General features: G+C 44.0%; 18 protein-coding genes. 12 read left to right on the top strand and 6 right to left on the bottom strand.

What is annotated here, in order from left to right:
- The first annotated feature begins 36 nt into the window (after positions 1-36).
- The 5 genes from ebgA to L4D05_RS07650 all read left to right on the top strand — a co-directional run bounded on the left by ebgA (position 37) and on the right by L4D05_RS07650 (position 8,815).
- Entirely contained in the window at positions 37-3,135 is a 3,099-nt protein-coding gene (ebgA, locus tag L4D05_RS07670; RefSeq protein WP_428793517.1) for a beta-galactosidase subunit alpha, read from the top strand.
- A gap of 3 nt (positions 3,136-3,138) precedes the next feature.
- A complete protein-coding gene (locus L4D05_RS07665) occupies positions 3,139-3,591 on the top strand; it encodes a beta-galactosidase subunit beta (protein ID WP_428793516.1) in 453 nt (150 codons plus the stop codon).
- A 99-nt stretch (positions 3,592-3,690) separates the two neighbouring features.
- Entirely contained in the window at positions 3,691-5,121 is a 1,431-nt protein-coding gene (locus L4D05_RS07660; protein WP_428793515.1) for an amino acid permease, read from the top strand.
- Positions 5,122-5,196: 75 nt separating this feature from the next.
- A complete protein-coding gene (gene ygjK / locus L4D05_RS07655; RefSeq protein ID WP_428793514.1) occupies positions 5,197-7,578 on the top strand; it encodes an alpha-glucosidase in 2,382 nt (793 codons plus the stop codon).
- A 226-nt stretch (positions 7,579-7,804) separates the two neighbouring features.
- Positions 7,805-8,815: a porin gene (locus L4D05_RS07650; RefSeq protein ID WP_428793513.1), complete on the top strand. Its 1,011-nt coding sequence runs from the start codon at positions 7,805-7,807 to the stop codon at positions 8,813-8,815.
- Positions 8,816-8,944: 129 nt separating this feature from the next.
- On the opposite strand, the gene L4D05_RS07645 is transcribed toward L4D05_RS07650, so the two are convergent.
- Positions 8,945-9,514, bottom strand: coding sequence for a porin family protein (locus tag L4D05_RS07645; RefSeq protein ID WP_428793512.1), 570 nt, complete (start codon positions 9,512-9,514; stop codon positions 8,945-8,947).
- Positions 9,515-10,298: 784 nt separating this feature from the next.
- Here L4D05_RS07645 and L4D05_RS07640 point away from each other — a divergent pair.
- The gene (locus L4D05_RS07640; RefSeq protein ID WP_428793511.1) at positions 10,299-11,381 is read left to right on the top strand and encodes a porin; all 1,083 of its coding nucleotides are present in this window, start codon (positions 10,299-10,301) and stop codon (positions 11,379-11,381) included.
- Between the two features lie 99 nt (positions 11,382-11,480).
- Here the strand turns inward: L4D05_RS07640 and L4D05_RS07635 are convergent, their stop codons facing one another.
- Together L4D05_RS07635 and L4D05_RS07630 are read right to left on the bottom strand one after the other, a co-directional pair.
- Positions 11,481-11,723: a hypothetical protein gene (locus L4D05_RS07635; protein ID WP_428751614.1), complete on the bottom strand. Its 243-nt coding sequence runs from the start codon at positions 11,721-11,723 to the stop codon at positions 11,481-11,483.
- A 7-nt stretch (positions 11,724-11,730) separates the two neighbouring features.
- Complete coding sequence (locus L4D05_RS07630) at positions 11,731-13,125, bottom strand: MATE family efflux transporter (RefSeq protein ID WP_428793510.1); 1,395 nt, start codon at positions 13,123-13,125, stop codon at positions 11,731-11,733.
- Positions 13,126-13,284: 159 nt separating this feature from the next.
- Here L4D05_RS07630 and L4D05_RS07625 point away from each other — a divergent pair, with 159 nt between their 5' ends.
- Positions 13,285-14,190: a LysR family transcriptional regulator gene (locus L4D05_RS07625; RefSeq protein ID WP_428793509.1), complete on the top strand. Its 906-nt coding sequence runs from the start codon at positions 13,285-13,287 to the stop codon at positions 14,188-14,190.
- A gap of 63 nt (positions 14,191-14,253) precedes the next feature.
- Here the strand turns inward: L4D05_RS07625 and L4D05_RS07620 are convergent, their stop codons facing one another.
- Positions 14,254-15,039 carry an IclR family transcriptional regulator gene (locus tag L4D05_RS07620; protein ID WP_428793508.1) on the bottom strand — a complete coding sequence of 262 codons (786 nt, stop codon included), beginning with the start codon at positions 15,037-15,039 and terminating at the stop codon, positions 14,254-14,256.
- 159 nt (positions 15,040-15,198) lie between these two features.
- On the opposite strand from L4D05_RS07620, the gene pta reads away from it, so the two are divergent.
- On the top strand, positions 15,199-16,236 hold the full coding sequence (gene pta / locus L4D05_RS07615; RefSeq protein ID WP_428793507.1) for a phosphate acetyltransferase: 1,038 nt from the start codon (positions 15,199-15,201) through the stop codon (positions 16,234-16,236).
- Positions 16,237-16,294: 58 nt separating this feature from the next.
- Positions 16,295-17,065, top strand: a complete 771-nt coding sequence (locus tag L4D05_RS07610) for a TSUP family transporter (protein WP_428793506.1) — start codon at positions 16,295-16,297, stop codon at positions 17,063-17,065.
- Positions 17,066-17,150: 85 nt separating this feature from the next.
- Here L4D05_RS07610 and L4D05_RS07605 read toward each other — a convergent pair whose 3' ends face one another.
- Positions 17,151-18,884, bottom strand: a complete 1,734-nt coding sequence (locus tag L4D05_RS07605; protein ID WP_428793505.1) for a cobaltochelatase CobT-related protein — start codon at positions 18,882-18,884, stop codon at positions 17,151-17,153.
- Positions 18,877-19,866 (bottom strand): AAA family ATPase, encoded by a 990-nt coding sequence (locus L4D05_RS07600; RefSeq protein ID WP_428793504.1) that lies wholly within the window; start codon positions 19,864-19,866, stop codon positions 18,877-18,879. The genes L4D05_RS07605 and L4D05_RS07600 overlap by 8 nt, the downstream gene beginning before the upstream one ends.
- 330 nt (positions 19,867-20,196) lie before the next feature.
- Between L4D05_RS07600 and xsc the strand changes: the two genes are divergently transcribed.
- The 3 genes from xsc to L4D05_RS07585 all read left to right on the top strand — a co-directional run bounded on the left by xsc (position 20,197) and on the right by L4D05_RS07585 (position 23,945).
- Entirely contained in the window at positions 20,197-22,008 is a 1,812-nt protein-coding gene (gene xsc / locus L4D05_RS07595; RefSeq protein WP_428751622.1) for a sulfoacetaldehyde acetyltransferase, read from the top strand.
- A gap of 76 nt (positions 22,009-22,084) precedes the next feature.
- Positions 22,085-23,113, top strand: a complete 1,029-nt coding sequence (locus L4D05_RS07590; protein ID WP_428751623.1) for a YeiH family protein — start codon at positions 22,085-22,087, stop codon at positions 23,111-23,113.
- Positions 23,114-23,147: 34 nt separating this feature from the next.
- Complete coding sequence (locus tag L4D05_RS07585) at positions 23,148-23,945, top strand: FRG domain-containing protein (RefSeq protein ID WP_428793503.1); 798 nt, start codon at positions 23,148-23,150, stop codon at positions 23,943-23,945.
- Positions 23,946-24,236: the final 291 nt, after the last annotated feature.

The raw sequence follows: 24,236 nt of genomic DNA, 5'->3' as shown, positions 1-24,236 counted from the left end.
AACTGGGAGAATTTCCTTCACTTACATGAGAATCGTATGGCGCCGCGCGCATACTTCTTCTCCTATGATTCAGTTAATAAGGCGCAAACGTTCCAGCGTGAACTGAGCAGCCACTTCATGATGCTCAGCGGCCAGTGGCAGTTTAACTACTTTACTAACCCGTTGCTTGTACCGGATGATTTTTACACCACGCCAATGTCTGCGTGGCCACACGTTACGGTTCCTAGCATGTGGCAAATGGAAGGCTATGGTGAACTGCAATATACCGATGAAGGGTTCCCATTCCCAATTGACGTGCCTTTTGTTCCTACTGATAACCCTACGGGGGCGTACCAACGTACTTTTACGCTGGGGAGCAACTGGCAAGATAAGCAAACCATCATCAAATTTGATGGTGTGGAAACCTATTTTGAAGTCTATATCAATGGACAGTATGTGGGTTTTAACAAAGGCAGCCGTTTAACCGCAGAATTTGATGTTTCCAGCTATGTTCAGCAAGGCGAAAACTTATTGGCTGTGAGAGTCATGCAATGGGCGGACTCAACTTATATTGAAGATCAAGATATGTGGTGGACGGCGGGTATTTTCCGAGACGTCTACTTAGTGGGGAAATCGCCGGTTCATATCCAAGATGTCACGGTTCGTACGGATTTTTCTGACGATTATCAAAACGCGACGGTCACCTGTCATGTTGATATGGAAAACTTACCTTCTATTGATACAACAAACCCCTCCATCGACACGGCCAACTATTCACTGGACTATTCACTGGACTATGCATTGTACGATGGCGACGACCTTGTATCTCAAGGGGCTTTAACGCATTTAAACATTGAATCTTCGTTACGCTCTACAGTGTCTATCCCGTTGAGTTCTCCTACTCCATGGACAGCAGAAAATCCGCACCTTTATCAACTCATGCTGACGCTAAAAGATGGCGCTGGCAACATTGTCGAGGTTGTTCCTCAGCGTGTTGGTATTCGAGACATTAAAGTTCGCGATGGACTTTTCTATATCAACAACCGTTATGTCATGCTCCATGGCGTGAATCGTCACGATAACGACCATATTAAAGGCCGGGCAGTGGGGTTGGATCGTGTTGAGAAAGATCTGATTTTGATGAAGCAACATAACATCAACTCTGTTCGTACGGCGCATTACCCCAACGACCCTCGTTTTTATGAGCTATGTGATATTTATGGCTTGTTTGTGATGGCTGAAACCGATGTAGAAACTCATGGTTTTGCGAATGTCGGCGATCTAAGCCGTATTACTAATGATCCAGCATGGGAAGCGGTGTTTGTTGACCGTGCGGTTCGCCACGTTCACGCACAGAAGAATCACCCATCTATCATTATGTGGTCGCTAGGAAACGAATCTGGTTACGGGTGTAATATCCGCGCTATGTACGACGCTACGAAGTCCATTGATGATACGCGTTTAGTTCATTATGAAGAAGACCGAGATGCAGAAGTGGTCGATATCATTTCGACCATGTATTCGCGGGTTCAGCAGATGAATGCCTTTGGTGAATACCCTCATGAAAAGCCACGTATTATTTGTGAATACGCGCATGCAATGGGCAATGGCCCTGGTGGACTCAGTGAGTATCAAAATGTGTTTTATCAACATGACCACATTCAAGGACACTATGTGTGGGAGTGGTGTGATCACGGTATTTTGGCAAAAGACGAGAATGGCACGGAGTTTCTGAAGTACGGTGGTGACTATGGTGACTACCCAAACAACTATAATTTCTGTATGGATGGACTCGTCTACTCAGATCAAACACCGGGACCGGGCCTAAAAGAGTATAAACAGGTCATTGCGCCAATCAAAATCCGTGAAGTGGATGCACAGAACGGCGTGTTTATGGTGGAAAATAAATTGTGGTTCTCCGATATGGATGACTACACCATCACTGCCGATATTCGAGCAGAAGGCGACACGTTGGCAACATTACCAATTAAGGTGATAGAGCTTGCAGCGAATTCAGAAAGGCAGATTGAAATCGCATTACCGCCGTTAGATTCACGTGAAATTTTTATTACTTTCACCGTACGTAAAGATTCTCGAACGTCCTACAGTGAAGCGCATCATGTCATTGCTCACTATCAGTTTAAACTGAAAGACAGTACTGAAGAACTGCCAGCATTTACCTGTAACAATGCCACCGCACTTAATGTGGAAGAGAGCCAATTAGCGTACCGAATTGTGGGGCAGAACTTTGCTCTGGTTTTCTCGAAGCTCAATGGCAAGTTAGCTTCTTGGGTGGTCGATGGGAAAGAGCTGATTGTCTCAGAGCCTAAGCTTAACTTCTTCAAGCCTATGATTGATAACCATAAGCAAGAGCACGATGGTCTGTGGGAACCTGCTCATTTAGCGATTATGCAAGAGCACTTTCGTTCACTCGACGTGGTAGAAGCGTCGGGAAGTGTCGCTATCACAACAACGAGTATTATTGCGCCACCAGTGTTTGATTTTGGTATGCGTTGTACTTATCGCTATCAAGTTGACGCCAATGGGCAACTGAATATTGAACTCAGCGGTGAGCGATATGGTGATTACCCCCATGTTATTCCTACGATTGGTTTTGAACTTGGTATTGATAATGATTTTGAACAAGTGAACTACTACGGTCGTGGCCCAGAAGAGAACTACCAAGATAGTCGGCAAGCCAACCTAATTGATGTTTATCGAACAACCGTTGAGGAGATGTTTGAAAATTATCCATTTCCACAAAATAACGGCAACCGTCAGCACGTTCGCTGGGCGGCGTTCACTGACCGAAGTGGCGCAGGTTTACTCGTTAAGCCTCAAGGTGAAGTAAACGTGAGTGCTTGGCATTACACCAATGAAAACATTCACCAAGCGCAGCATACGAATGAACTGGAAAAAAGCGGACATATTACCCTTAACATTGACCATAAACTCATGGGGCTAGGGTCCAATTCCTGGGGAAGTGAGGTGCTCGATTCCTATCGTGTTTACATGGAAACATTCTGTTATGGCTTTACGTTGTTGCCAATCCACGCGGGCAACTGCGATGCACAAACGTTAGCAAAGCATCACTTTAGCCATGATTTTTTCAGCAATGATAGCGTCTTCACGACAAACCCAGAATTGGAGGCATAGAGCATGATCGTATTGGATAATTTGACGCAATTTAAAAGCGTTTATCGTGATGGCCGTAAGTGGAATCGATGTGTAGAAGCGATTGAAAATATTGATTCGATTAAAGATGGCGTGATGCACTCCATTGGTGACTCTCTCGTCTACATGATTGTAGATGGTATCCCTAAAGCGCAAGCTGCGTTACAAGGGCATCGCCGCTATCTTGATGTGCACTACTATTTGCAAGGTACTGAAACGATAGAGTTTGCAAGTAAGTCGGCGTTAACGCCGCACCAGCCATATAGTGATGAAACGGATCGTGAATACTTGCTTGGAGAAGGAGATAAACGTGACGTGCATGAAGGGCAGGTTGTGATATTTGATAACAATGAAGCGTATCGCTTCATTGGCAGCGCACAGGTTCGAAAAGTCATCATTAGAGTGACGATTGAAGATGGTTATTTCTTAAATAAATAACGCATTAATTATTAAAGGTCAGGCAAAAGTATCTGGCCTTCACCCTACTCAATGCCAAATGAATTGGCATATAACGACGTGATTTCCTTGGAGGATAAAATGTCTGAATCAGTACGTGGCACCATTGGCAAGTTTGCCTTGTTGTCTATGACATTAGCAGCGGTATTTAACGTTCGAAATATCGTTAACAATAACATTGAGCTTGGTTTAAGCTCTGCGCCTATCTTTTTACTTGCGACAATTGTCTATTTTATTCCATTCGTATTTATTATTGCCGAATTTGTATCAGCGAATAAGGATTCGGAGTCGGGGATGTATGATTGGTTGAAAAAACCATTAGGATCGAAATCCGCTTACCTTGGCTCATTCTTGTACTGGTTTGTGAATCTATTTTGGTTTGTATCTTTATTGCCGAACGTGATTGCGTATGCGTCATACGCCATGCTGGGGTATGAGTACAGCTTTTCTCCAATGGTCACCTCATTAATTTCTATTATTCTGTTTGCCGCCGCAACACACATTTCAACCAAAGGCGCTTCGTGGCTTGGGAAAATATCCGAGCTGGTGGCATATGGCGTATTTGCCCTATTTGGCATTTATGTTTTAGGTGCGTTGATGGCACTAAGCGGCGATCATGTGCCTGCTGAGCCAATTACCATGGAAGCGATGAGCCCGACGATTAACTGGGCGACGTTGGGTATCATGTGCTGGATTTTCCAAGCGGCAGGTGGTGCTGAAACAGCAGCGGCGTACTTAAAAGATGTGAAGGGCGGTCAGAAAACGTTTATTAAGGTTATCATTTGGGCGGGTGTGTTAATTGGTGCAATGTACGCCGTAGGCTCATTGCTGGTGAATGTTTTTGTGCCGCGTGAATCGTTAACTTACGCCGGCGGTATGGTGGAAATCTTTACTGGTATGGCGCAGTACTTTGACGTGTCAGAGTCGATTGTCGGTCGTTTTGTCGGCATCGTATTGTTCATTGCCATGTTTGGTTCGATGATGATGTGGACGGCGGCACCAGTGAAAATCCACTTTTCTGAAATTCCTCAAGGTGTTTACGGTGAAAAAACCACAGAGCTTAATGAACACGGCGTGCCTGTCCGTGCAGCGTGGTGGCAGTTTGGTTTTGTTGTGGTCATGCTTATTGTTAATGGCTTTGGTTCTGAGTCTGTACAAGAAATGATGAATACCGCGATTAACTTAACGGCGGGTACGGCAATGTTACCGCCCATCTTTATCATGGTAGCTTACTTTGTTTTCCGCTGGAAACATGATGAAACACCACGCGATTTTCGTATGGGGTCGCGTACATTTGGTATGAGTGTTGTGTCGGTATTAATCGCGATTTTTATCGTGAGTATGACGGCTTCCGCGTTCCCTACAGGTGTTGATTTAGTGAGAGCGTTCTTTATCAATGTGTTTATGACAGCCGTGTTCTCTGGCGTTGCTTACTGGTGGATTTCTCGCTTCGAGAAAAAGCAAAGAAATAAGAACAACAGTGCGCAAAGCGCGTCATCTGCCACGTTGTAATTCGATTGTGTAGAGGGCATCCAGTGTTGATGCCCTTTCTTTTGAACAAATAATAGCTTTGGTAAAGGTTAAACAATGAACCTAAATAAATCAGCAATTGCCATTTCCATTTCTGCGCTTATCGCCATTTCAGGATGCACCCAAAACGAAGCATCGAATCAATCTGAATTGGTTGCGGAAAACTTTAAAAGTGTCATCGATCGTACTGGCTCTCCAGAGTATATGCGAGACTATGATTTTGATGATCATCAGCGATTCAATCCGTTTTTCGATGCCGGTGCGTGGCACGGACACCTTCTTCCTGATGATGCTGACAGTATGGGAGGGTTCCCTGGAACGGCGTTACTCACTGAAGAATATATAAACTTTATGGCCACCAATTTTGACCGTCTAACCGTGTATAAGGATGAGCAAAAGGTTGAGTTTACTATGCAAGCTTATAGCTTGCCCGGTGCGTTAATTCAAACACTGACTTCGGACGATGTCACGGTTGAACTGACACTTAGATTTGCGTCCAATCGCACCTCTTTACTAGAAACCAAAATTATCAGTGATGGTCCGTTGACGCTTCGTTGGGATGGCGAGTTGTTAACTCAGACTCATGCAAAAGAAAATGTGCCTCAGTCAGATCAAACCATTGATGAACAGTACCCAAATTACAAGCGTAAAATAGTCGCTACCGATGATGGACTAAAAGTGACGTTTGGAAAAGTTCGATCAACTTGGGATCTGCTGACTTCAGGGGAGTCGGAATATCAGGTTCATAAATCGATTCCAATGGAGACAACCGTTAAAGGAAAGACATTCTTATCTACAGCGTCGATCACTGGGTCAACCACATTTTATACTACCTATTCTCATGTATTGACGGCGCAGGAAAATCAGCAAGAGCAACCGATAATAACGTCTATTTTAGCCAATCCTTCTCAGTATTTAACTGCTTCTGAACAACGATGGGAAGGCTATTTAGCGAATGGGCTCACGAACCCAACGGCGACAGCCTCGCAAGAACGTGTCGCTGTTAAGGCCATAGAAACATTAAACGGAAACTGGCGCGGTGTAGCAGGGGCGATGAAGTTCGATTCCGTCACTCCTTCTGTTACGGCGCGTTGGTTCTCTGGTAACCAAACCTGGCCTTGGGATACGTGGAAACAAGCTTATGCGATGGCCCATTTTAACCCGACCGTTGCACAAGATAATATTCGAGCGATGTTTGCTTACCAGATCCAAGCTGATGATGCAGTTAGGCCTTGGGATGAGGGCTTTATTCCAGATCTTCTCGCATACAATACTAGCCCGGAGCGTGGTGGTGATGGTGGTAACTGGAATGAAAGAAATACTAAGCCTAGCTTAGCCGCGTGGGCGGTGTGGGAAGTGTATCGTACCACTGGTGATGTGGCTTGGATTGAGGAAATGTATCCAAAGCTGGTCGCTTACCATGACTGGTGGTTGAGAAATAGAGATCATAATGGCAATGGTGTGCCTGAATATGGTGCAGCACGAGATAAAGCTCATAATACCGTGGATGGCAAAATGTTGTTTACGGTAACAATAGGTGATGAGCAGCAAACCTATGCAGGGATAGACAAATATCAAGAAATCCTTTCACAAGGAAAGGCGGATCATATAGAGATCCCTGCGCAAACTGCGGCATCTTGGGAGTCTGGTCGTGACGATGCCGCCGTGTTTGGTTTTATTGATAAAGAGCAGCTTGATCAATACGTAAACAATGGCGGTAAGCGTAGCGACTGGGATGTGTCATTCGCGCAAAATAGAGCAGAAGATGGCACATTATTGGGCTACTCCTTAATGCAGGAGTCTGTTGATCAAGCCAGTTATATGTACAGCGATAATCGTTACCTTGCTCAGATGGCAACGCTATTGAATAAAACACAAGAAGCGCAGAGGTTTGAAGAAAAAGCTCAGCAATTATCTGACTATATCAATACGTGCATGTTTGATGAAAGCTCAGGTTTCTTCTATGACATCCGTATTGACGATAAGCCACTGGCAAATGGTTGTGCCGGGAAACCGATTGTCGAGCGAGGCAAGGGGCCGGAAGGGTGGTCGCCACTCTTTAATGGCGCGGCAACTCAACAGCATGCCGATGCGGTTGTTATGGTCATGAAAGATCCGAAAGAGTTTAATAGCTACGTGCCGTTAGGCACGGCATCTTTGAGTAGTCCTGCTTTTGGTCCGGATATCTATTGGCGTGGACGAGTTTGGGTAGATCAATTCTATTTTGGTTTAAAAGGGATGGAGCGATATGGCTATCGTGATGATGCCGTTCAAATGGCTAATACCTTCTTTGAACATGCCGATGGTCTTGTTCAAGATGGGCCAATTAGGGAGAATTACAACCCGTTAAATGGCGCTCAACAAGGAGCCCCGAACTTCTCATGGAGTGCGGCGCACTTATATATGCTCTATAACGATTTCTTTACGTCCGAAAAGTAAAAAGCTTTATTAGACATCTTTAAGTGAATATATATTAATAATAGGCCTCATGTTTAAGATATGGAGGCCTATATTTATTGAATACAATTAACTCATTTGATTTTATGGGTTTACATGTACATATAATAATAAACAATAAGATTAGTCTGATAATGTAACGTTAGAAACCGAAAATAATAATTAAATAGATGACTTTCTCTGAAAAATAGATTTTGGAACCTTTCCCATGCGCAAAACTAAACTATTATTAATCGCTGCACCAATGCTCATCCCTTTTCACAGCGCGGCATTTGAAGCTTATAATTCTTCTGAAGGTTCAGTGAGTATTTACGGACATTTAAGAACTAACTTTACCAAGGAGTCAGGTAAAGAGCTTTCTTTAGATGCAGGATCATCTCGATTAGGGGTGGACGCAAATTACAATATTACAGATACGCTCTATGCTATCGGTCTTGTTGAAATTGGTCTAAAAGATAACAATCAAGCGCTGTATACTCGATTGCATTATACGGGATTGGGAGGTGATTGGGGGCAGCTTACGTGGGGAAGACAATATACACCTCAAGATGATATCTCTTCCGGTGTCGATTACTCGTGGGACATTGCGGGTATTGGTACTCGATACGCCCCTATCGTCGATGATACGCATAACTCAGCATTTAAGTATGTTGTCGAAACAGAGACCTTCTTTATTAACAGCATGGTAGGGCTAGAAAAGGTGGGTAAAATGCCGGGTCTTTACCAAGCTCATGCTGGCTTTAATGTTGGACCATTGGAGACGTATTTTGGTGTCGGTCGTGAAGACTTTCAAGGGGCGGCAGAGACGCAGACTAGGGACCTCGTGTCAGACTATTATTCTGCGTCAGCCGCTTATAATATAGGGGACTTGACCATAGGTGCCAATGCACATTATGCCACTTATCTTTCTGGTATTAAAAAAAGCATTGAATATACTTACACGGCGGCAAGTAAGTACCAAATTAATGAGACGAGCAGTGTGTTTGGTGGTTATGAATACGTACAAAATGATCAGTACACGGATGAAAACAGTGAGTTTAATTTTGTTTATATTGGTGCGGATACAAGGTTGACACCTAATACGGTCTTGTACTTAGAAGCAGGTATAAAAGATGGTAACCTACTAAGCTATAGCAACAAGCTTAGTAGTAACATGATTAATGATACTATTTATAATAATGATAAAATTACCAGGTTGGGGTTTCGCGTTTATTGGTAATGAACTGTTGTTAGCAAAGTTAACTCATGGATGATAATTATAATTGGCTTTATTATTTAGTAGATAATTAAAGCCAATTTTTATAAAGACTATCTTTGGTTAGCTTATATGTCGGTTCTAAGTTGAGTTCTAGAACTTATACTGAGTTCCGATGTAAAAGCCATTACTGCTGACGTCAATATCTCCGTGTTGGTCGTCTGATACGCTTGTTGTTAGAACACGATAGCCTAGTCCTACGCTCACATTTTCGGAGAACGCATAGCCGGTTTCTACGCCGTATTGATAGCCTGTCCCCTTACCACCTACACCTTCAAGCGTCGCATCTACTTGACCTGCGCCAATGGTGCCAGCAACGTATAATCCCGTATCGCCAACATAATATTTAGGCTTTACATTGATAAATAGGGCTGATACGTCTGATTTGCCTTCAATTCCTGGCGCAAGATCAATTGTAGCCTCTCCAAGTTTGTGATAACTCGCTTCAACGCCAAGTGTGAATGGAGTGGAAAGGTGGAATTCATATCCCGCATTAACATTAAACCCTAATGCGCTATCACCACTCAATGCCCCTGTTGACGGTTTAAATTCTACATTATTATTAATTGATGCTTCTGCACCAATATAGAATCCATCATTAGATAGTGCTGGAGCGCTAATAATAGTAAGTGCTAATACTGCTGCTTTTTTGGTTATATTCATAGTGTCCTCCTGACGACTATATTTACCTTGTTGTTTAATTGTTTGAAATGTTAATTGCAATGTTTTTTGATTGCAATACGTATAACAAAAACGGCTTTAAGGAATGGTATTTAATAAGTTTTCCTTATGTCCCATCGTGAAAGTGTGATTTTCTGCCCATCAATGGAAACGTTGAATTTATATTTTAACTACTTTTTCGTGTTTAAATATATTTGTTTAGGGTGGTTAGCCATAATTTTATTCCTAGGGACGATCACTGTTAACGGCCTTGTGGTTTATTTTATAAAGTAAGGCGAAAGGCGTTGATATTTTGTAATGTTATTTGTTTGTTATCTAAATTATCCCTAAAGATGGTATTTGATATGGTAATTGTGATGCTTGTCTTGAAGTTGACTAAATCTGTTGATGATGATGCGAAATCAAGATGGAGATCACTACTTCTTATTGATAATTGTATATAAACTGGTCGTACTCACTCACATGAAGATGCAATGAATGACGCATTTATTATCTGAAATCGGGCTTTGTGCCCTGCGTAGTCACCTCCAGTTATCATTTTGGTATAACGAAGACTATCGATTTACTCACGACCATCCTACCTACTAACGTTCGTTAGTGCTTTGTGCACACAGCATAAAGCAATCTTACAGATTTAAACACTATCTAAACGATTCAAATTTTTATTTGAAACGGTAGGTAGTCACGTGTCTGAAATATATGTTTTTTCTAGTCGTTCAATAAATATTGGACTCGTTCCCCTGTACTTGAAATTTGGAAAATAATAATGAAATTAAATATTCTCGCGACAACTATTGCTGCTATTTGTTTAAGTGCACAAGCCAGTGCTTATACGGTTTACGAAGATGACGTCAACAAGTTTGATATTGGTGGCGCATTTGTGGTTGATATTTTCAAACCAACTTCTGATATGGACGCCATTTTTTATACCAGCCGTTCTACGTTCAATTTAGCGTTTGAAAGAGATTTAGGTAACGATTGGTCTACCGATGTGAAGTTGGAGTGGGATAACTTCCTCAATGCGCCTTCTTCCTATGGTGTGAACGGTGATAACTTCCGTAACCGTCTTGGTTATATCTCGTTAAACAATGAATCACTAGGTAGTGTCCGTGTTGGTAAGCAGTGGTCGGCATACCATGATGTGGCTAAGTATATGGATAACTTAATCATTATCGATCCAGATGCGACACCAATCTACAGCGATGGTCGTGATGGTGGCTTCTTAGCAACAGGGCGTGGCGATAATCTTGTCGCGTATCGTAATACGTTAGGCGGATTGAACCTTTCTGCGCATTATGGATTTGGGAGTACCAGCGAAACCGTGGACATTGACCGTGACTATAACGTTGCAGCAGCCGCAAGTTACGATTTCGAATCGGGTGTGAGTATTGGTGCGACGTATCTACAAAACAAGGTGTATGTAGACAGCAACGCACCAGTGATGAACCTAAAAGACGGCGATACACAAGATGCGATTTCGGCAGGTGCTCAGTATGCTCAAGGCCCAATAAAAGTGGCGGCCATGTACACTAAAGGTACTAAGGTACATAAAGCCGGTTTACTCGGGCATTCTGACTTAGAATACGCGGATGCGAACGGTATTGATGTCTATGCTCACTACATGTTTGATATTGGCCTTCGCCCTTATGCGTATTACTCAAATCTAGATTTTGATGATTCTGAAGCTGGAGTGACGGGAGATAGACAGGTTTATGCGCTAGGTTTAACTTATCATTACAGTCCGAAAATGATGGTAACTGCTGAGTTTAAACGCAATGTAGTTGATGATTTAGCACTAGGCAGTGTGAGTGACAACGGCGGCGGCTTTAACGCCATTTACGCATTCTAATTGAGTCTATTAAGGCGAACTGCAATGAGTTCGCCTTATTTATTCTCGATGACCATTACCTGACTATTTAGCTTTCTGGATATTTGGTTTTTTGGTCATTTAGCTTTCTGGCAATTTAGTTTTGTTATCCGCTTGTGGTCGTTCATTTTCGTGTTTATAGCCCATGGTTCGGATATGTTCGCCGTGAATGGTGTTCTTCATGAGCTCCCACAATGCCGCTAAAAACCGTTTGTGCGCAGCGTGATGACGGATGTATTTAATATGAATAAACACATAAATGGCGAAGAAGGTGAGTATGGCGATGGTTACACCATACGTTTCGTATAAGCTGAGTAAGTTCATAGTAATCCTATTCTTTTGTTAGAAAATTAATCCACTTTTTACTTCTGAAGCGATAGACGCATAAAAACCATTTAAATAGGGTTTCTAGGAAAAACATCGCAAATACCACTTCCGGTTCAAATCCAAAAAATAGCGCCCCCAATGCGGCGAGCGGTATACCAAAGAGCCATTGCGTCATTAAATCTTGGTATAAACAGAACTTAACGTCTCCACCAGCTCGCAGTACGCCGACTACCATAGTGGTTGGCAGGGAACGTAAAATAATCCCAAGACATAAAATCAGATAAAACTTATCTGCAAGTGCGCGAGTTTCAGGTGTCAGAACGGAGAATAGTCCAAGAACTTGATCTTTTAGTAACCAAAGACAAATGGCTACGATGATAGTGACCGCTACCGCGATGAAGGTAAATGCAATCGCATGTTGATAGGCCGAATACGCATTTTTTTCACCGAGTTGATTACCGACGATGACGGCAGAGGCATTGGCGATGCCCACAAGAAAGCTCAGTGAGAATGCTTCGATAGGCGTGATAACCGACAGCGCTACGAGCCCTTGATCGCCCGTTTGTCCCATTATGGCGGTATAGCAAAACAGCCCTGCCGCCCAGGTTAGAAAGTTAATAGTGGTTGGGATAGAGAGTTTAGCAAAGCGTGAAATATGAGAAAATTGACACGCTTGGATAATGTCCTGGAGACCAAAATTCAACAAGTGTTGCTTATAGCGTAAATAGATCAGCATCAGCAACATTTCAACGCCGCAGCTGATAAGGGTGGCGATAGCCGCACCTTTCAGGCCGAGTGCGGGCGCGCCAAGCATGCCAAATATCAACACCCAATTTAGCAGCATATTGAGAGCAATGCCGATGGCGCTAAACCAAGTGCTAACGGCAGCTTGATGGATAGAGCGCAAGCCAGCTGAAACACTGCCAGTAAACGCGATAAAAAATAGGCTTAGTGCGGTAATTTTTAGGTATTCATGTCCGAGGCTCATGACCTCTGATGAGCCCGAAGATAATCCGATGACGTGGTTTCCCGCCCCCCAAAAAAGAAGTAACGGTATGGTTGCAGCTAAGGTTGTCATAAGCCAAGTGAGTGCAATGCTGCGCGTTATACTCTGTGGTTGTTTAGCGCCAAAGTATTGCGCTGTTAGAACGGCTCCGCCCGTCATTACGCCTGATAGTAAAATGGTCGCAACAAACAGTGCTCGGCTGGCAACACCCGCTGCAGCAATGTCGGTTTCTGACAATTGACCCACCATAATGAGATCGACTAATCCTTTGCTTGAAAAAAGGATGGTTTGCAGTGTGACAGGAATGGCAATAACGAGAATGCTTTTTAGTAGCTCCCGACTCAATATGCCCTGTCGGTTACGTTTTGCCATTGAATCGACGTCAATGCTCATGTTGGAAGTGGTTACTTTTAGTTCAAATTTGGCTTATTATGTGATGGAAATTAAGAACATGAAAACCACATATGATGGGGTTTTACGTTCAAGTGCTTGGGGGTGGGCGAGATAGTGCCGACGTTGAATTGGCAGACGATAGAGTGGTAAGGAAGGTAAATGGTAGCGACTTCGGGACATAGCTTAGATCAACTCAACGCATTCGTGGCGGTGTGTGACGCTCAGTCATATAGCGGCGCTGGGCGTGCTTTAGGCAAAGACCGTACTACTGTTCGGGAATTGGTTAAAGCTTATGAAGATATCTTAGGGTATGGGCTGTTTCAAACACAGGGGAGAAGCGTCAACCCTACCGTTCAAGCACTAGCGTTGTTACCACAGGTTAGGCTGGTGCTGAGGCAAAATGAAAAGCTATTCCAGTTTAGTCACGCAGTTTTTGATTACCCGACGACCAATATTAATATTGTCTATGATAATGATTTACCTCATGAACTGGTACGCAACATAGAAGTTCGCGCTTTACAGCGCTATCCGGAGCTTAGGATCAATTGGTATGCGCGGGGAAGAGATAGCAGTCTAGAGGGCATTGTCAGTGGCGAGATTGATTTTGCGATTTTACCCGCCAGAGGCGGTGTTCGTCCCGGGGCACCAGTGAACTATAAACATTTAGGGCATGTGCGTTATGGCATCTATGTTGGCGCGAGATCACCGTTGGCGTCGATCAAAGAATTTACGTTAGAAGATGCTCAGCTTGAAATTCAGTATGTGAGTGAGCATAGCTTGCAGACTAAGGGGGTGATCACGACGTTTTCTTCTCACTGCCGTACCGTCAGTAGTAACAGCTTGTTAATGTCGATGTTGGAAACGGGAGGCTGGGCATTATTGCCCATCCACATCGCATCGAAGCTTTCAAATCAAGCAAGTCTTATCCAGTTATCTAGCCCGCTATTGACCAGCGACATCAAAATTCCGTTTAGCCTTTTTTATCAAGTTGGCGCTGAAGCAAACCCAATATTGGCCAATATGTTGACTTGGTTTGATGACGCCGTTACACAAGATATCTACTAAATTTAGGGCAATACCTCGCAGCAAATATAGCAATCATGCTTTGGCCAAACTATTTGTTTAGACTTAATTGCCCCAGCTTTCGGCTTCAATTCTAGACAGTGCTTTAGCGGCTTTTAGCAGGGCAGGTAAGAACTTAATCGCCTCATCTGGCTTGACTCGAATAACCGGAGCTTGAATCGCTAAACCCATATTGGATTGTCCAGATGGGGAGGGGACGAGAACTGCAATGCAGATTAAACCGGGAAGAAACTCTTCGTTATCGATCGCGTAGCCTTGGATTTTGGCATCATCGATGTCTTTTTCTAATTCACCGTGATCGGTGATCGTTTTAATGGTGTATTGGGTTAGCGGTACGTTCTCAATCAGCCTTCTGCGCTGAGATTTAGACATATGCGCTAAAAATAACTTACCACTCGCAGAGCAGTGAACGGGTACGCGGGAACCTGGATGTAAGTGGAATCGTAATGGAGCTTCCGTTTCCGCACGGTCAATATAGATGATTTCCCCGCCAGATAATGCAGTCAGATTACAGCTTTCGCCCACTTCTGCTTTTAAGTTCTCGAGTATGGCACGACGTGCACTGTGCATCGTACTGTTGAGCAATAGGTTTTCCGCCAATTTTCTTAACCGAACACCGGAACTGTAATGTTTCTCGTCACCATCTTTTTGAATGATTCCAGCAGATTCCAGCTGTTGTAACATACGATGAAGGGTTGGTTTCGGTAATCCCGTTTCTTCAACAAGACCTTGCAGTGAAATGAATTCGTCTTTTTGTGCCATCACTTCTAAAAGAGAAAAAAGTCTCAGAGTAGGGGTGTCACCTTGGAGTTGAGCGGGTTCTTTTGGCATATATGTTCATCCTTGCAATAGAGCTATGACTCAGATTGTACCTCTGAAATTCTGTTATATCTATATCCATTTTCCGAATAGAGTTTGATCTTTAATGGCACTGCATTTATAGTAATTCTAAATTATGGAACGATTTATTCCACTATGTAGGGTTTTGTCATGAAGGCGATTGAACGGATTATCAATAAAGCACAGAAAGATCGTAAAAGAGTGGTCCTTGCAGAGGCAACCGATCCAAGAGTACTGCAGGCGGCCCGCCAGGTAGTGGATAATCAAATTGCGCATATCACGTTAATCGGTAATGAGCTGCAGGTTGAGCAGGCTGCTGAGCAGTGTCATGTAAGTTTAGAAGGTATCCACATTGTCTCTCCCCAGAGCTCGCCGTTAAGGGAGGTTTTGGCTGAGCGTTTGTACTTATTGCGAAAATTGAAGGGGATGTCTTACTCTCAAGCACTAGAAAAAGTGGACGACCCACTGACCTTTGCCAATTTAATGGTAAGAGAAGGGCTCGCGGATGGCACGGTGAATGGCGCGGTGTATACCACATCAGATGTGGTGAGAGCGGCGATACAAATTATCGGTACTGAGGCCAAATCACCATTGGTATCGAGTTTTTTTTTAATGATGCTTTGCGAGGCATTTCACAATTTAAAAGGCGGCCTTATTTTCAGTGACTGTGGCTTGGTGATAAATCCAGACGCAGAGCAGTTGGCAGCGATCGCCATTGCGGCCTCAGACAGTGCAAGAGGACTCTTGATGGAAGAGCCAAAAGTTGCGATGTTGTCCTTCTCCACTAACGGCAGTGCCCAGCACGAATCGGTTGATAAAGTTCGTGAGGCAGCCCGCCTTGTTAAACGTCAACATCCCCAGTTGGCTATCGACGAAGACGTGCAGCTCGATGCGGCAATTGTTACTGAAATTGCGGAGCGAAAAGTGCCAGATTCCACCGTGAAAGGTCGCTCGAACGTTTTGATATTCCCTAATTTGGAAGCTGGCAATATTGGCTATAAATTGGCCGAACGATTGGGCGGTGCGGTGGCGATTGGCCCATTGTTGCAAGGGCTCAACAAACCAGCCAATGACTTATCTCGTGGATGCAGTGTGACGGATATTATGCACGTGATTGCGGTGACCGCAGTGCAGGCCCAGGAGTCTGCTGGTGCTGAACTATTTGAACCAGAACTTAGCGTTTCTTGATTTCGTAATCATTACAAATTAAACGATAACCTACTGGTGTATGAAATAAAGGGTCGCGATGGACGTTGTGTTACTGGCTGCAATTTTAGCCACGATTGTGTTGGGTACCTATTTTCAAACGGTGACAGGATTCGGTCTTGGCATCATTGTTATTGGCATTTGTGTGACCTTCAATTTAACGTCGCTCCCTGTCATTGCAGCGGTTGTGAGTATTGTCACCTTTTTTAATTGCTTCGTTGCGCTCGCCGGCAAGCCCTTTACTGGTGAAGGGAAGATCATGACCGCTTTAGTCATAGGGGTCATTCCTGGGGTCGTGGTTGGCGTTTTTTTGTTGGGCGAATTGAGTGAGTCGTCGACGAACGTATTGCGTGGCTTACTGGGGGCGATGATTATGCTAGCAGGTCTTAATTTTATGTTTAAGCCCAGCACCCTCGCTCACCGATCCATGCCAGCCTCGTTTTTATTGTCTGGCTTTGGTTCTGGGTTTGCTGGTGGCTTGTTTGGCATGGCTGGCCCGCCTATTGTTTTTCATCTGTATCGACAACCGTTTACGATTGAAGTGGTACGTAGCATCTTACTCATGGTATTTGCGTGTACTTCCGCTTCTCGGACGATATATGTCTACGCCAGTGGAGCATTAGAGTCGCAGATTCTCATTTTATCAGTGTTAGCAATACCCTTAGTGGCATTAGTGACCGGATTGGCTCGACGTTATCCACCGAGTGTTAGTAGCCAAACTTTAAGGTCGATAGTGTTTAGCGTATTGATGCTTATTGGTGCGCAGCTCCTCTTGTCTGCGTTATGGGACGCGAGAGCCTTGTTGGTCTAAACAAGGCATGGCGGTTTAATAAGGCATAGCGGTCTAATAAATTACCGTGGTTTCAACAAGGTTTAGCGTGTTTAGCTAGTTATGGTCACCTTAAAGCCGAAAATATGTGCCTGCAAACGGAGAAGATGCAACTCTCTCGGACGTCAATGGTGAGATTTTTTCGGTAGTAAGTGCTTAAGTCAATCCCCATTCCTACGCCGTAGATTTCTATCTCAGCGGACTGCTGCTCGATTTCAATAACGTGTTTTAAGTGATTGTCTAAGTAGAATTGATCGTTAGCGGTGCTGGTTGCGGTATCCATCGGACAACCATCAGAAAAAACGAAGAGAATTTTTCTTTTCTCTGGTCTTGATTTGAGTCGTTGGCTGGCAAATTGAATCGCTTCACCATCAATCCCCTCTTTGTAGATATCCGCTTTGCGGAGTGCAGCAATGGCGAGGCGCGCTTTCCTCCAAGGTGTATTGAAGTCCTTAAACAGAATATGTCGAACTTCATTGAGTCGGCCAGGGTGTGCGGGTTGCCCCTGTTTTAGCCATTGTTTATAGGCCTGACCGCCATTCCATTTACCCGTAGTAAATCCCAGTATTTCATGGGGAATACCGGCCAGTCCCAATGACTTGAGTAGTGTGTCGAATATTAAACTTAGTTGGTGCGCGTACTGCTGCATTGAGCCTGAGCAATCCATTAGGATTGAAATAGCGCAATCATTGGTTGTACTGAACTCTGCTTGATAAAAGACCTGCGTGTTTTGTGGTGACGTAACAATGCTAGGCAGAGTTTTTCCATCAATAATCCCTTCTTCTAGCCTATCGCGAATCCCTTTTATTTCAGAGACTTTGACAATATTACTTATGAAAGCGGCAAGTCGGCGAGCATTAATATGTAATCGGGAGGCGTCGTCAGTGATTTGTTGGCGCAGCTCTTGTAACAGTGCTAGCCTGACCATGGATTCCGCCGGAATCACCTTATCAAATTCAGCAGTATAGATTTGATATTGGCTATGGTCTTCTTGAAATACACGACTGACTCCAGTGATGTCGGTCGCGACAGGGTTATCTTCGATGTCGCCATCCACAAAAAGCGCCAGTTGTGACAGTAATTTAGTGTCTTCTTCAATGGTATCGCCACCATCTTCCTCCTCATTAGACATTTCTGCGTTTACCAACTCGGAGGTGAGTTGGCAAAGTATTAACGAATGCTGTGCAAAGTTAGGTTGATCGGTTTTGGATTCACGCAATGCTTTTAGGGCGTGACCGATCGCTGGAGCGATCCCGGCGCGGGTGGCTTCAATGCTATCGGCAATGGCCTCAGGAACCGCTAAACCATGCAGGCGAGAATAGAGCACCTGCATGAGAGTAAATAATAAGATGCCAAGTTTAGATTCCGTAAAGCCATTTTGATGGTAGAGCTGACTCCAATGATGAAAATTGAGTCGCGTACTGTTGATAACGCCCTGAAGGTGATTAGGGACGATTGACTCCACGCGAACTTGTTCGCAGAAATCGAACAGTAGCCTTTCAATTTCAGAATCTGGACGCAAAGAACGGTGCAATTCTCTGTCTGAAAACAGAATCCGTATGGCGGCGGAGTCAATTTTACCGCGGGTAGAAGCATGATCAACATCGTGATTATGCCGAGAGTGGAAGGTTAAATCATTGACGTGTGCAGCAAGAAAATAGCAAGGGTGATTTCCTTGATATAAGCGATGACCACGGTAGTTTAGGTTCGCATCATGGCTAATGGCACGAGCGACAGCAACGCTACTATCGAGAAGGCGCTTCTGTAAAGGCGTGATCGGTTGTGAGGTTGTGTTAGACACGATGATATTTCCCTTCTGCGGTCGACGGGTTTGTTGGTATGAGTTCTTCACCAAAGCACCGATAGAAATATTCTTCCAACAAATGCTTCTCTTCTTCTTCGCAGCGGTTCACAAAAGAGAGTCTGAAGGCCGTCGCTACGCTGTTAAAAATAGCGATATTTTCCGCCCAAGTAATAACAGTTCGTGGTGACATCACGGTTGAAAGATCGCCGGCAACAAAGCCCTTTCTCGTCAGTCCTGCGGTGGCGATCATTTTATCGACCGTCAGTCTACCAAGTTCATTTTGTAATACAGGGACGCGCGACAACACGATATCAGCTTCATGGCTTGGGTCGAGATAGTTTAGGGTGGCGATAATATTCCATCGATCTAACTGACTATGATTCAGTACCTGAGTACCTGAATACAAGCCAGAAAAATTGCCGAGTCCGACCGTGTTGCAGGTAGCAAATAAGCGAAAGTACGGGTGTGGCGTGATCACGCGATTTTGTTCCAGTGATGTGTATTTCCCGTCTTGCTCCAAAATTTGTTGAATCACAAACATGACATCAGGGCGACCTGCATCGTATTCGTCGAGCACGAGTGCGATGGGTTGCTGAATGCTTTTGGGTAATATGCCTTCTCTAAATTCGGTAACTTGTAGGCCGTCTTTTAGCACGATGCTGTCTTTACCAATGAGATCGAGCCGACTTAAGTGCCCATCCAAGTTCACTCTAAGACATGGCCAATTCAGTCGCGCTGCGACCTGCTCTATATGTGATGACTTGCCTGTACCGTGCATCCCTTGAATCAACGTTCTTCTATTTGACGTGAAGCCGGCCAAAATGGCGAGTGTGACTTCAGGGTCAAAGCAATAGCTGGGATCAATGTCAGGGACATAATCACCTCGCTCGGCAAAAGCAGTCACCGTTAAATCGCTTTCAATACCAAAGACATCACGAACCGATAGGTCTACTTGTGGGGTTACTTGCTTTTCACTCATCTGAATCATCCTTCCTTAATGACAATGGTCGCAACCACGAAGTGGTTTCTGGTTCTGGCTATAGGTTTCTGGTTCTGGCAATAAGCTTGTGGTTCTGACTATAGGCTTCTGGTTTTGATTATAGAGACTCACTGGCGTAATTAACGACAAGTTTTGTACGAAAAACTATCAATAATGTGATCTGGTTTTATTTATTGGAATAATATGTTCCGTTTTATATTAAAAATTTTGACGAACAAAATCACAGCAACTAAGGTGATTGTGAAGTCAAAAAAGAGACGTTTTGTTCCGAAAATTGAAATTATTATCAGAAGTCAAGGAGAGCGAAGGATGAGCGAGCAAGAAAAAAGGACGGTTGTTTCCGGTATAACTACGATGACACCGTCGGAAGCATTTGTTGAAACCATGGTCGCAAATGATGTCACCGACATGTTTGGCATTATGGGGTCTGCATTTATGGACGCGATGGATATTTTTGCACCTGCTGGGATACGCCTCATTCCTGTGGTACATGAACAGGGCGCTGCTCACATGGCAGACGGCTACTCTCGTGTTTCTGGTCGTCACGGTGTGGTTATTGGTCAAAACGGACCGGGTATTAGTAATTGTGTGACGGCAATAGCAGCGGCATATTGGGCACATAGCCCTGTGGTTATTGTGACACCAGAAACCGGTACGAAAACGATGGGGCTAGGTGGGTTCCAAGAATGTAACCAACTTCCTATGTTCCAAGAGTTTACAAAATATCAAGGCCACGTTACTCACCCTGACAGAATGGCAGAATACACAGGACGTTGTTTTGACCGTGCAATGAGTGAAATGGGGCCAACTCAACTTAACATTCCTCGTGATTATTTCTACGGAGAAAGCAAAACAGAAATTCCACAACCCGCACGACTTGACCGAGGGCCTGGTGGTGAAAAGTCACTGAATGAAGCCGCAGACCTGATTGCACAGGCGAAATTCCCAGTCATTATTTCTGGTGGTGGCGTCGTGATGGCGGATGCGGTTGAAGAGTGCGCTGCTTTGGCAGAAAGACTCGGTGCACCCGTCGTAAATAGTTATTTGCATAATGATTCTTTCCCAGCAAGTCATCCACTTTGGTGTGGTCCGCTTGGTTACCAAGGATCGAAAGCGGCGATGAAACTGATGTCTCAGGCTGACGTTGTCATTGCATTAGGTACGCGTTTAGGGCCATTTGGCACCTTGCCTCAGCACGGTATGGATTACTGGCCGAAAGATGCCAAGATCATTCAAATTGACGCTGACAATAAAATGCTAGGTCTGGTGAAGAAAATCTCTGTGGGTATTTGCGGCGACGCGAAAGCGGCTGCCGTGGCAATCACCCAACGATTGGAAGGTAGAAACCTTACCTGTGATGGCAACAAAGCTATCCGACTAGATACCGTGGCGACAGAAAAAGCGCAGTGGGAAAAAGAGCTGGATGAATGGACTCATGAGCGTGACCCGTTCAGCCTAGATATGATTGAAGAAAATGCCCAAGAAACGCCATTTTCTGGTGGTGAGTATCTGCACCCACGTCAAGTGTTACGAGAGTTAGAAAAAGCGATGCCTGAAGACGTCATGGTATCGACGGACATCGGTAACATTAACTCAGTTGCCAACAGTTACCTCCGATTTGAGAAACCAAGAAGTTTCTTTGCTGCAATGAGTTTTGGTAACTGTGGTTACGCTTTCCCAACCATTATTGGTGCTAAGGCCGCTGCGCCTCACCGTCCTGCGATTTCCTATGCGGGTGATGGTGCTTGGGGGATGAGCTTAATGGAAACCATGACTGCAGTTCGCCATAACATCCCAGTTACGGCGGTTGTCTTCCACAATAGGCAGTGGGGAGCAGAGAAGAAAAACCAAGTGGATTTCTATAACCGTCGTTTTGTGGCTGGTGAACTTGAAAATGAAAGCTTTGCTGAAATTGCCCGAGCGATGGGCGCTGAAGGTATAACGGTCGACAAACTGGAAGATGTTGGTCCGGCATTGCAAAAAGCGATTGATATGCAGATGAACGAAGGGAAAACCACCATTCTTGAAATCATGTGTACTCAAGAGCTGGGTGACCCGTTCCGTCGTGATGCTTTATCCAAACCAGTACGCTTCTTAGATAAGTATAAAGATTACGTTTAAGTCGAGTACAGATTGTCCGGCCTGAATTGGCCGGACACATTGGAAGTTTCACTGTGGGCATGAGGAAGTCAAAGCGATGGTTTCAAAATCAGTACAAATCCCAAGAAATCTGTATCTCGAATCGACGATGATTGCTCCAGGACTGCTATTGAGTATCGTGATTGCGGCAGCGGCAACATTTGTGTCAGATCACTACGGCGGGCCAAAATTTTTATACGCATTATTACTTGGGATCTCGCTACACTTTTTGTCTGAACATGGTAAGTGCGTGGCTGGTATTGAGTTTGCCGCGAAGAAGTTAGTACGTATTGGTGTGGCGCTGTTAGGCGTAAGAATTGCTTATAGCGATGTGGCGACAATAGGGGTTCACGGGGTCGGGATTTTGGCAGGCGCTGTTGTGCTGACCATATTGTTTAGTATTACTTTTGCTCGTTTGCTACGCGTACCGGGACCTTTTGCGCTACTCGCGGGAGGTGCCACTGGAATTTGTGGTATTTCGGCTGCGATGGCCATTTCATCAACACTGCCACAAACCAAAGAAAACGAACAGTTTACGTTGATGACCGCCATTGGTGTGGCAGCATTTTCTACTTTAGCAATGGTGACATATCCATTGATCGTGACCTCGCTAGGTTTGACGCCAGCGGAAGCAGGGATGTTCTTAGGTGGCTCGATTCATGATGTCGCGCAGGTAGTCGGGGCGGGCTTTATGCTGTCGACAGAGGTTGGTGATGCATCGACATTAGCGAAAATGTTCAGAGTAGCGATGTTGATGCCCGTTATTGTTATTTTGGCGCTGTCGGTGCGATTTAACCGTTCGTCAGAAAGCAGCGTATCGACATTATCAACGCCGATAATACCGTTTTTCTTACTGGTGTTTATCGCACTTATTGTCGCCAACAGCTTTAATCTGGTTCCAGAGTCTGCGGTCAATACGATGTCAGATGCGTCTAAATGGTGTTTGGTGATATCCATAGCGGCACTGGGCGTTAAAACCTCGTTTGAGAAACTGTTTTCATTAGGCTGGAAGCCAATCGTATTACTCTTCTCTAATACGGTATTTATTGCGGGATATATGTTGCTAGTTATCTATCTTCAAATGTAAGCGAATTATTATTAAATTTAGCTGGAGTGGTGAGATGATTAATGAATATAACGTTGGCTCTATAGAGGAATATCATCATTTAATTGGTTCTTTTACGACCCATGATGATGTGGTTATATTTAGGTCTAATGTATCAAATGAACATGCTCTAGTTCCGGAAATTGCGAATAGAAATAAAGCAAGCATATTGTCTGCAGAGAGGGATATATTATCTTCCGTGTTAACTTATGGTGGCAACATACTAGGGGTTGATGGAGGAAATAAATGGCGTTTAATGTGCATAGCACAGGAACTAGGTTTTGATACACGACTATTAGAGTGGACAAGTGACGCAGAGAAAGCACTTTGGTCGGTATCTTATTCGGATTGCGTTGATGCCATTTACATACTAAAAGTCAGTTCAGACGATTTGGTGTGTTTTACACAGTGCCATGAAAAACTAGATAAAATAACAGTCTTCAAGTCAATGGATTGCAATATTGCTGAAGAGGATAGTTGCAAGTGGTTTACCTGCCACCCGATTAAAAATAATAACGAAGTTTTATCGTTAAGTGATGAGTTAGAAAATGAATCAGTACTGGGAGTAATTTATTTGTCTGAGGAGTGTTGCTCTGAAATACGCAGAGTAAAACCTGGACTGATTGCACCTAAAATAACATCAAGCGCAATATTAATGGAGGGAATAGATATGGATGATAATGCGACTAAGTCGGTTGAGATCGAAGAAGCTAAAGAAAGTAAATTAGAAAATAAGGATTTAAGTACAGAAAACCCGATGGATACGTTAGAGCAATATGGACGTAAATATCATGCTGACTTCGACTTTGATTAGTTTCTTACAAAGAAGTTAGACTAAATAATAAAAATGTAAACACTAGTTTGAATATAAGCCGAGTCATTAGAAGTTATAGGAATATGAGACTAAATATTATGTTTAGATGGTCAACAAACTCTCAAATGTGTGAGCTTGACGTTTGAATGTGAAATAGCGCGACGTTACAGTCGGGTGAATGTTAATGGGTTGTAAATATTAAGTGGTTTCGATTGAATAATCTAGGTATCAAAGGTGGCAAAGAACGCTCTAAATGCGACTAGTGGCAACTAACAAATAACGCGAACCAAA

Source organism: Vibrio nomapromontoriensis, from assembly GCF_050337205.1.
Lineage (GTDB): Bacteria > Pseudomonadota > Gammaproteobacteria > Enterobacterales > Vibrionaceae > Vibrio > Vibrio nomapromontoriensis.
This window is presented reverse-complemented; position numbering and strand designations above follow the sequence as displayed.

Coding starts and splice junctions, on each gene's coding strand:
- ebgA (WP_428793517.1), top strand. CDS start 37: ATGGCGCCGCGCGCATACTTCTTCTCCTATGATTCAGTTAATAAGGCG.
- L4D05_RS07665 (WP_428793516.1), top strand. CDS start 3,139: ATGATCGTATTGGATAATTTGACGCAATTTAAAAGCGTTTATCGTGAT.
- L4D05_RS07660 (WP_428793515.1), top strand. CDS start 3,691: ATGTCTGAATCAGTACGTGGCACCATTGGCAAGTTTGCCTTGTTGTCT.
- ygjK (WP_428793514.1), top strand. CDS start 5,197: ATGAACCTAAATAAATCAGCAATTGCCATTTCCATTTCTGCGCTTATC.
- L4D05_RS07650 (WP_428793513.1), top strand. CDS start 7,805: ATGCGCAAAACTAAACTATTATTAATCGCTGCACCAATGCTCATCCCT.
- L4D05_RS07645 (WP_428793512.1), bottom strand. CDS start 9,514: ATGAATATAACCAAAAAAGCAGCAGTATTAGCACTTACTATTATTAGC.
- L4D05_RS07640 (WP_428793511.1), top strand. CDS start 10,299: ATGAAATTAAATATTCTCGCGACAACTATTGCTGCTATTTGTTTAAGT.
- L4D05_RS07635 (WP_428751614.1), bottom strand. CDS start 11,723: ATGAACTTACTCAGCTTATACGAAACGTATGGTGTAACCATCGCCATA.
- L4D05_RS07630 (WP_428793510.1), bottom strand. CDS start 13,125: ATGAGCATTGACGTCGATTCAATGGCAAAACGTAACCGACAGGGCATA.
- L4D05_RS07625 (WP_428793509.1), top strand. CDS start 13,285: ATGGTAGCGACTTCGGGACATAGCTTAGATCAACTCAACGCATTCGTG.
- L4D05_RS07620 (WP_428793508.1), bottom strand. CDS start 15,039: ATGCCAAAAGAACCCGCTCAACTCCAAGGTGACACCCCTACTCTGAGA.
- pta (WP_428793507.1), top strand. CDS start 15,199: ATGAAGGCGATTGAACGGATTATCAATAAAGCACAGAAAGATCGTAAA.
- L4D05_RS07610 (WP_428793506.1), top strand. CDS start 16,295: ATGGACGTTGTGTTACTGGCTGCAATTTTAGCCACGATTGTGTTGGGT.
- L4D05_RS07600 (WP_428793504.1), bottom strand. CDS start 19,866: ATGAGTGAAAAGCAAGTAACCCCACAAGTAGACCTATCGGTTCGTGAT.
- xsc (WP_428751622.1), top strand. CDS start 20,197: ATGAGCGAGCAAGAAAAAAGGACGGTTGTTTCCGGTATAACTACGATG.
- L4D05_RS07590 (WP_428751623.1), top strand. CDS start 22,085: ATGGTTTCAAAATCAGTACAAATCCCAAGAAATCTGTATCTCGAATCG.
- L4D05_RS07585 (WP_428793503.1), top strand. CDS start 23,148: ATGATTAATGAATATAACGTTGGCTCTATAGAGGAATATCATCATTTA.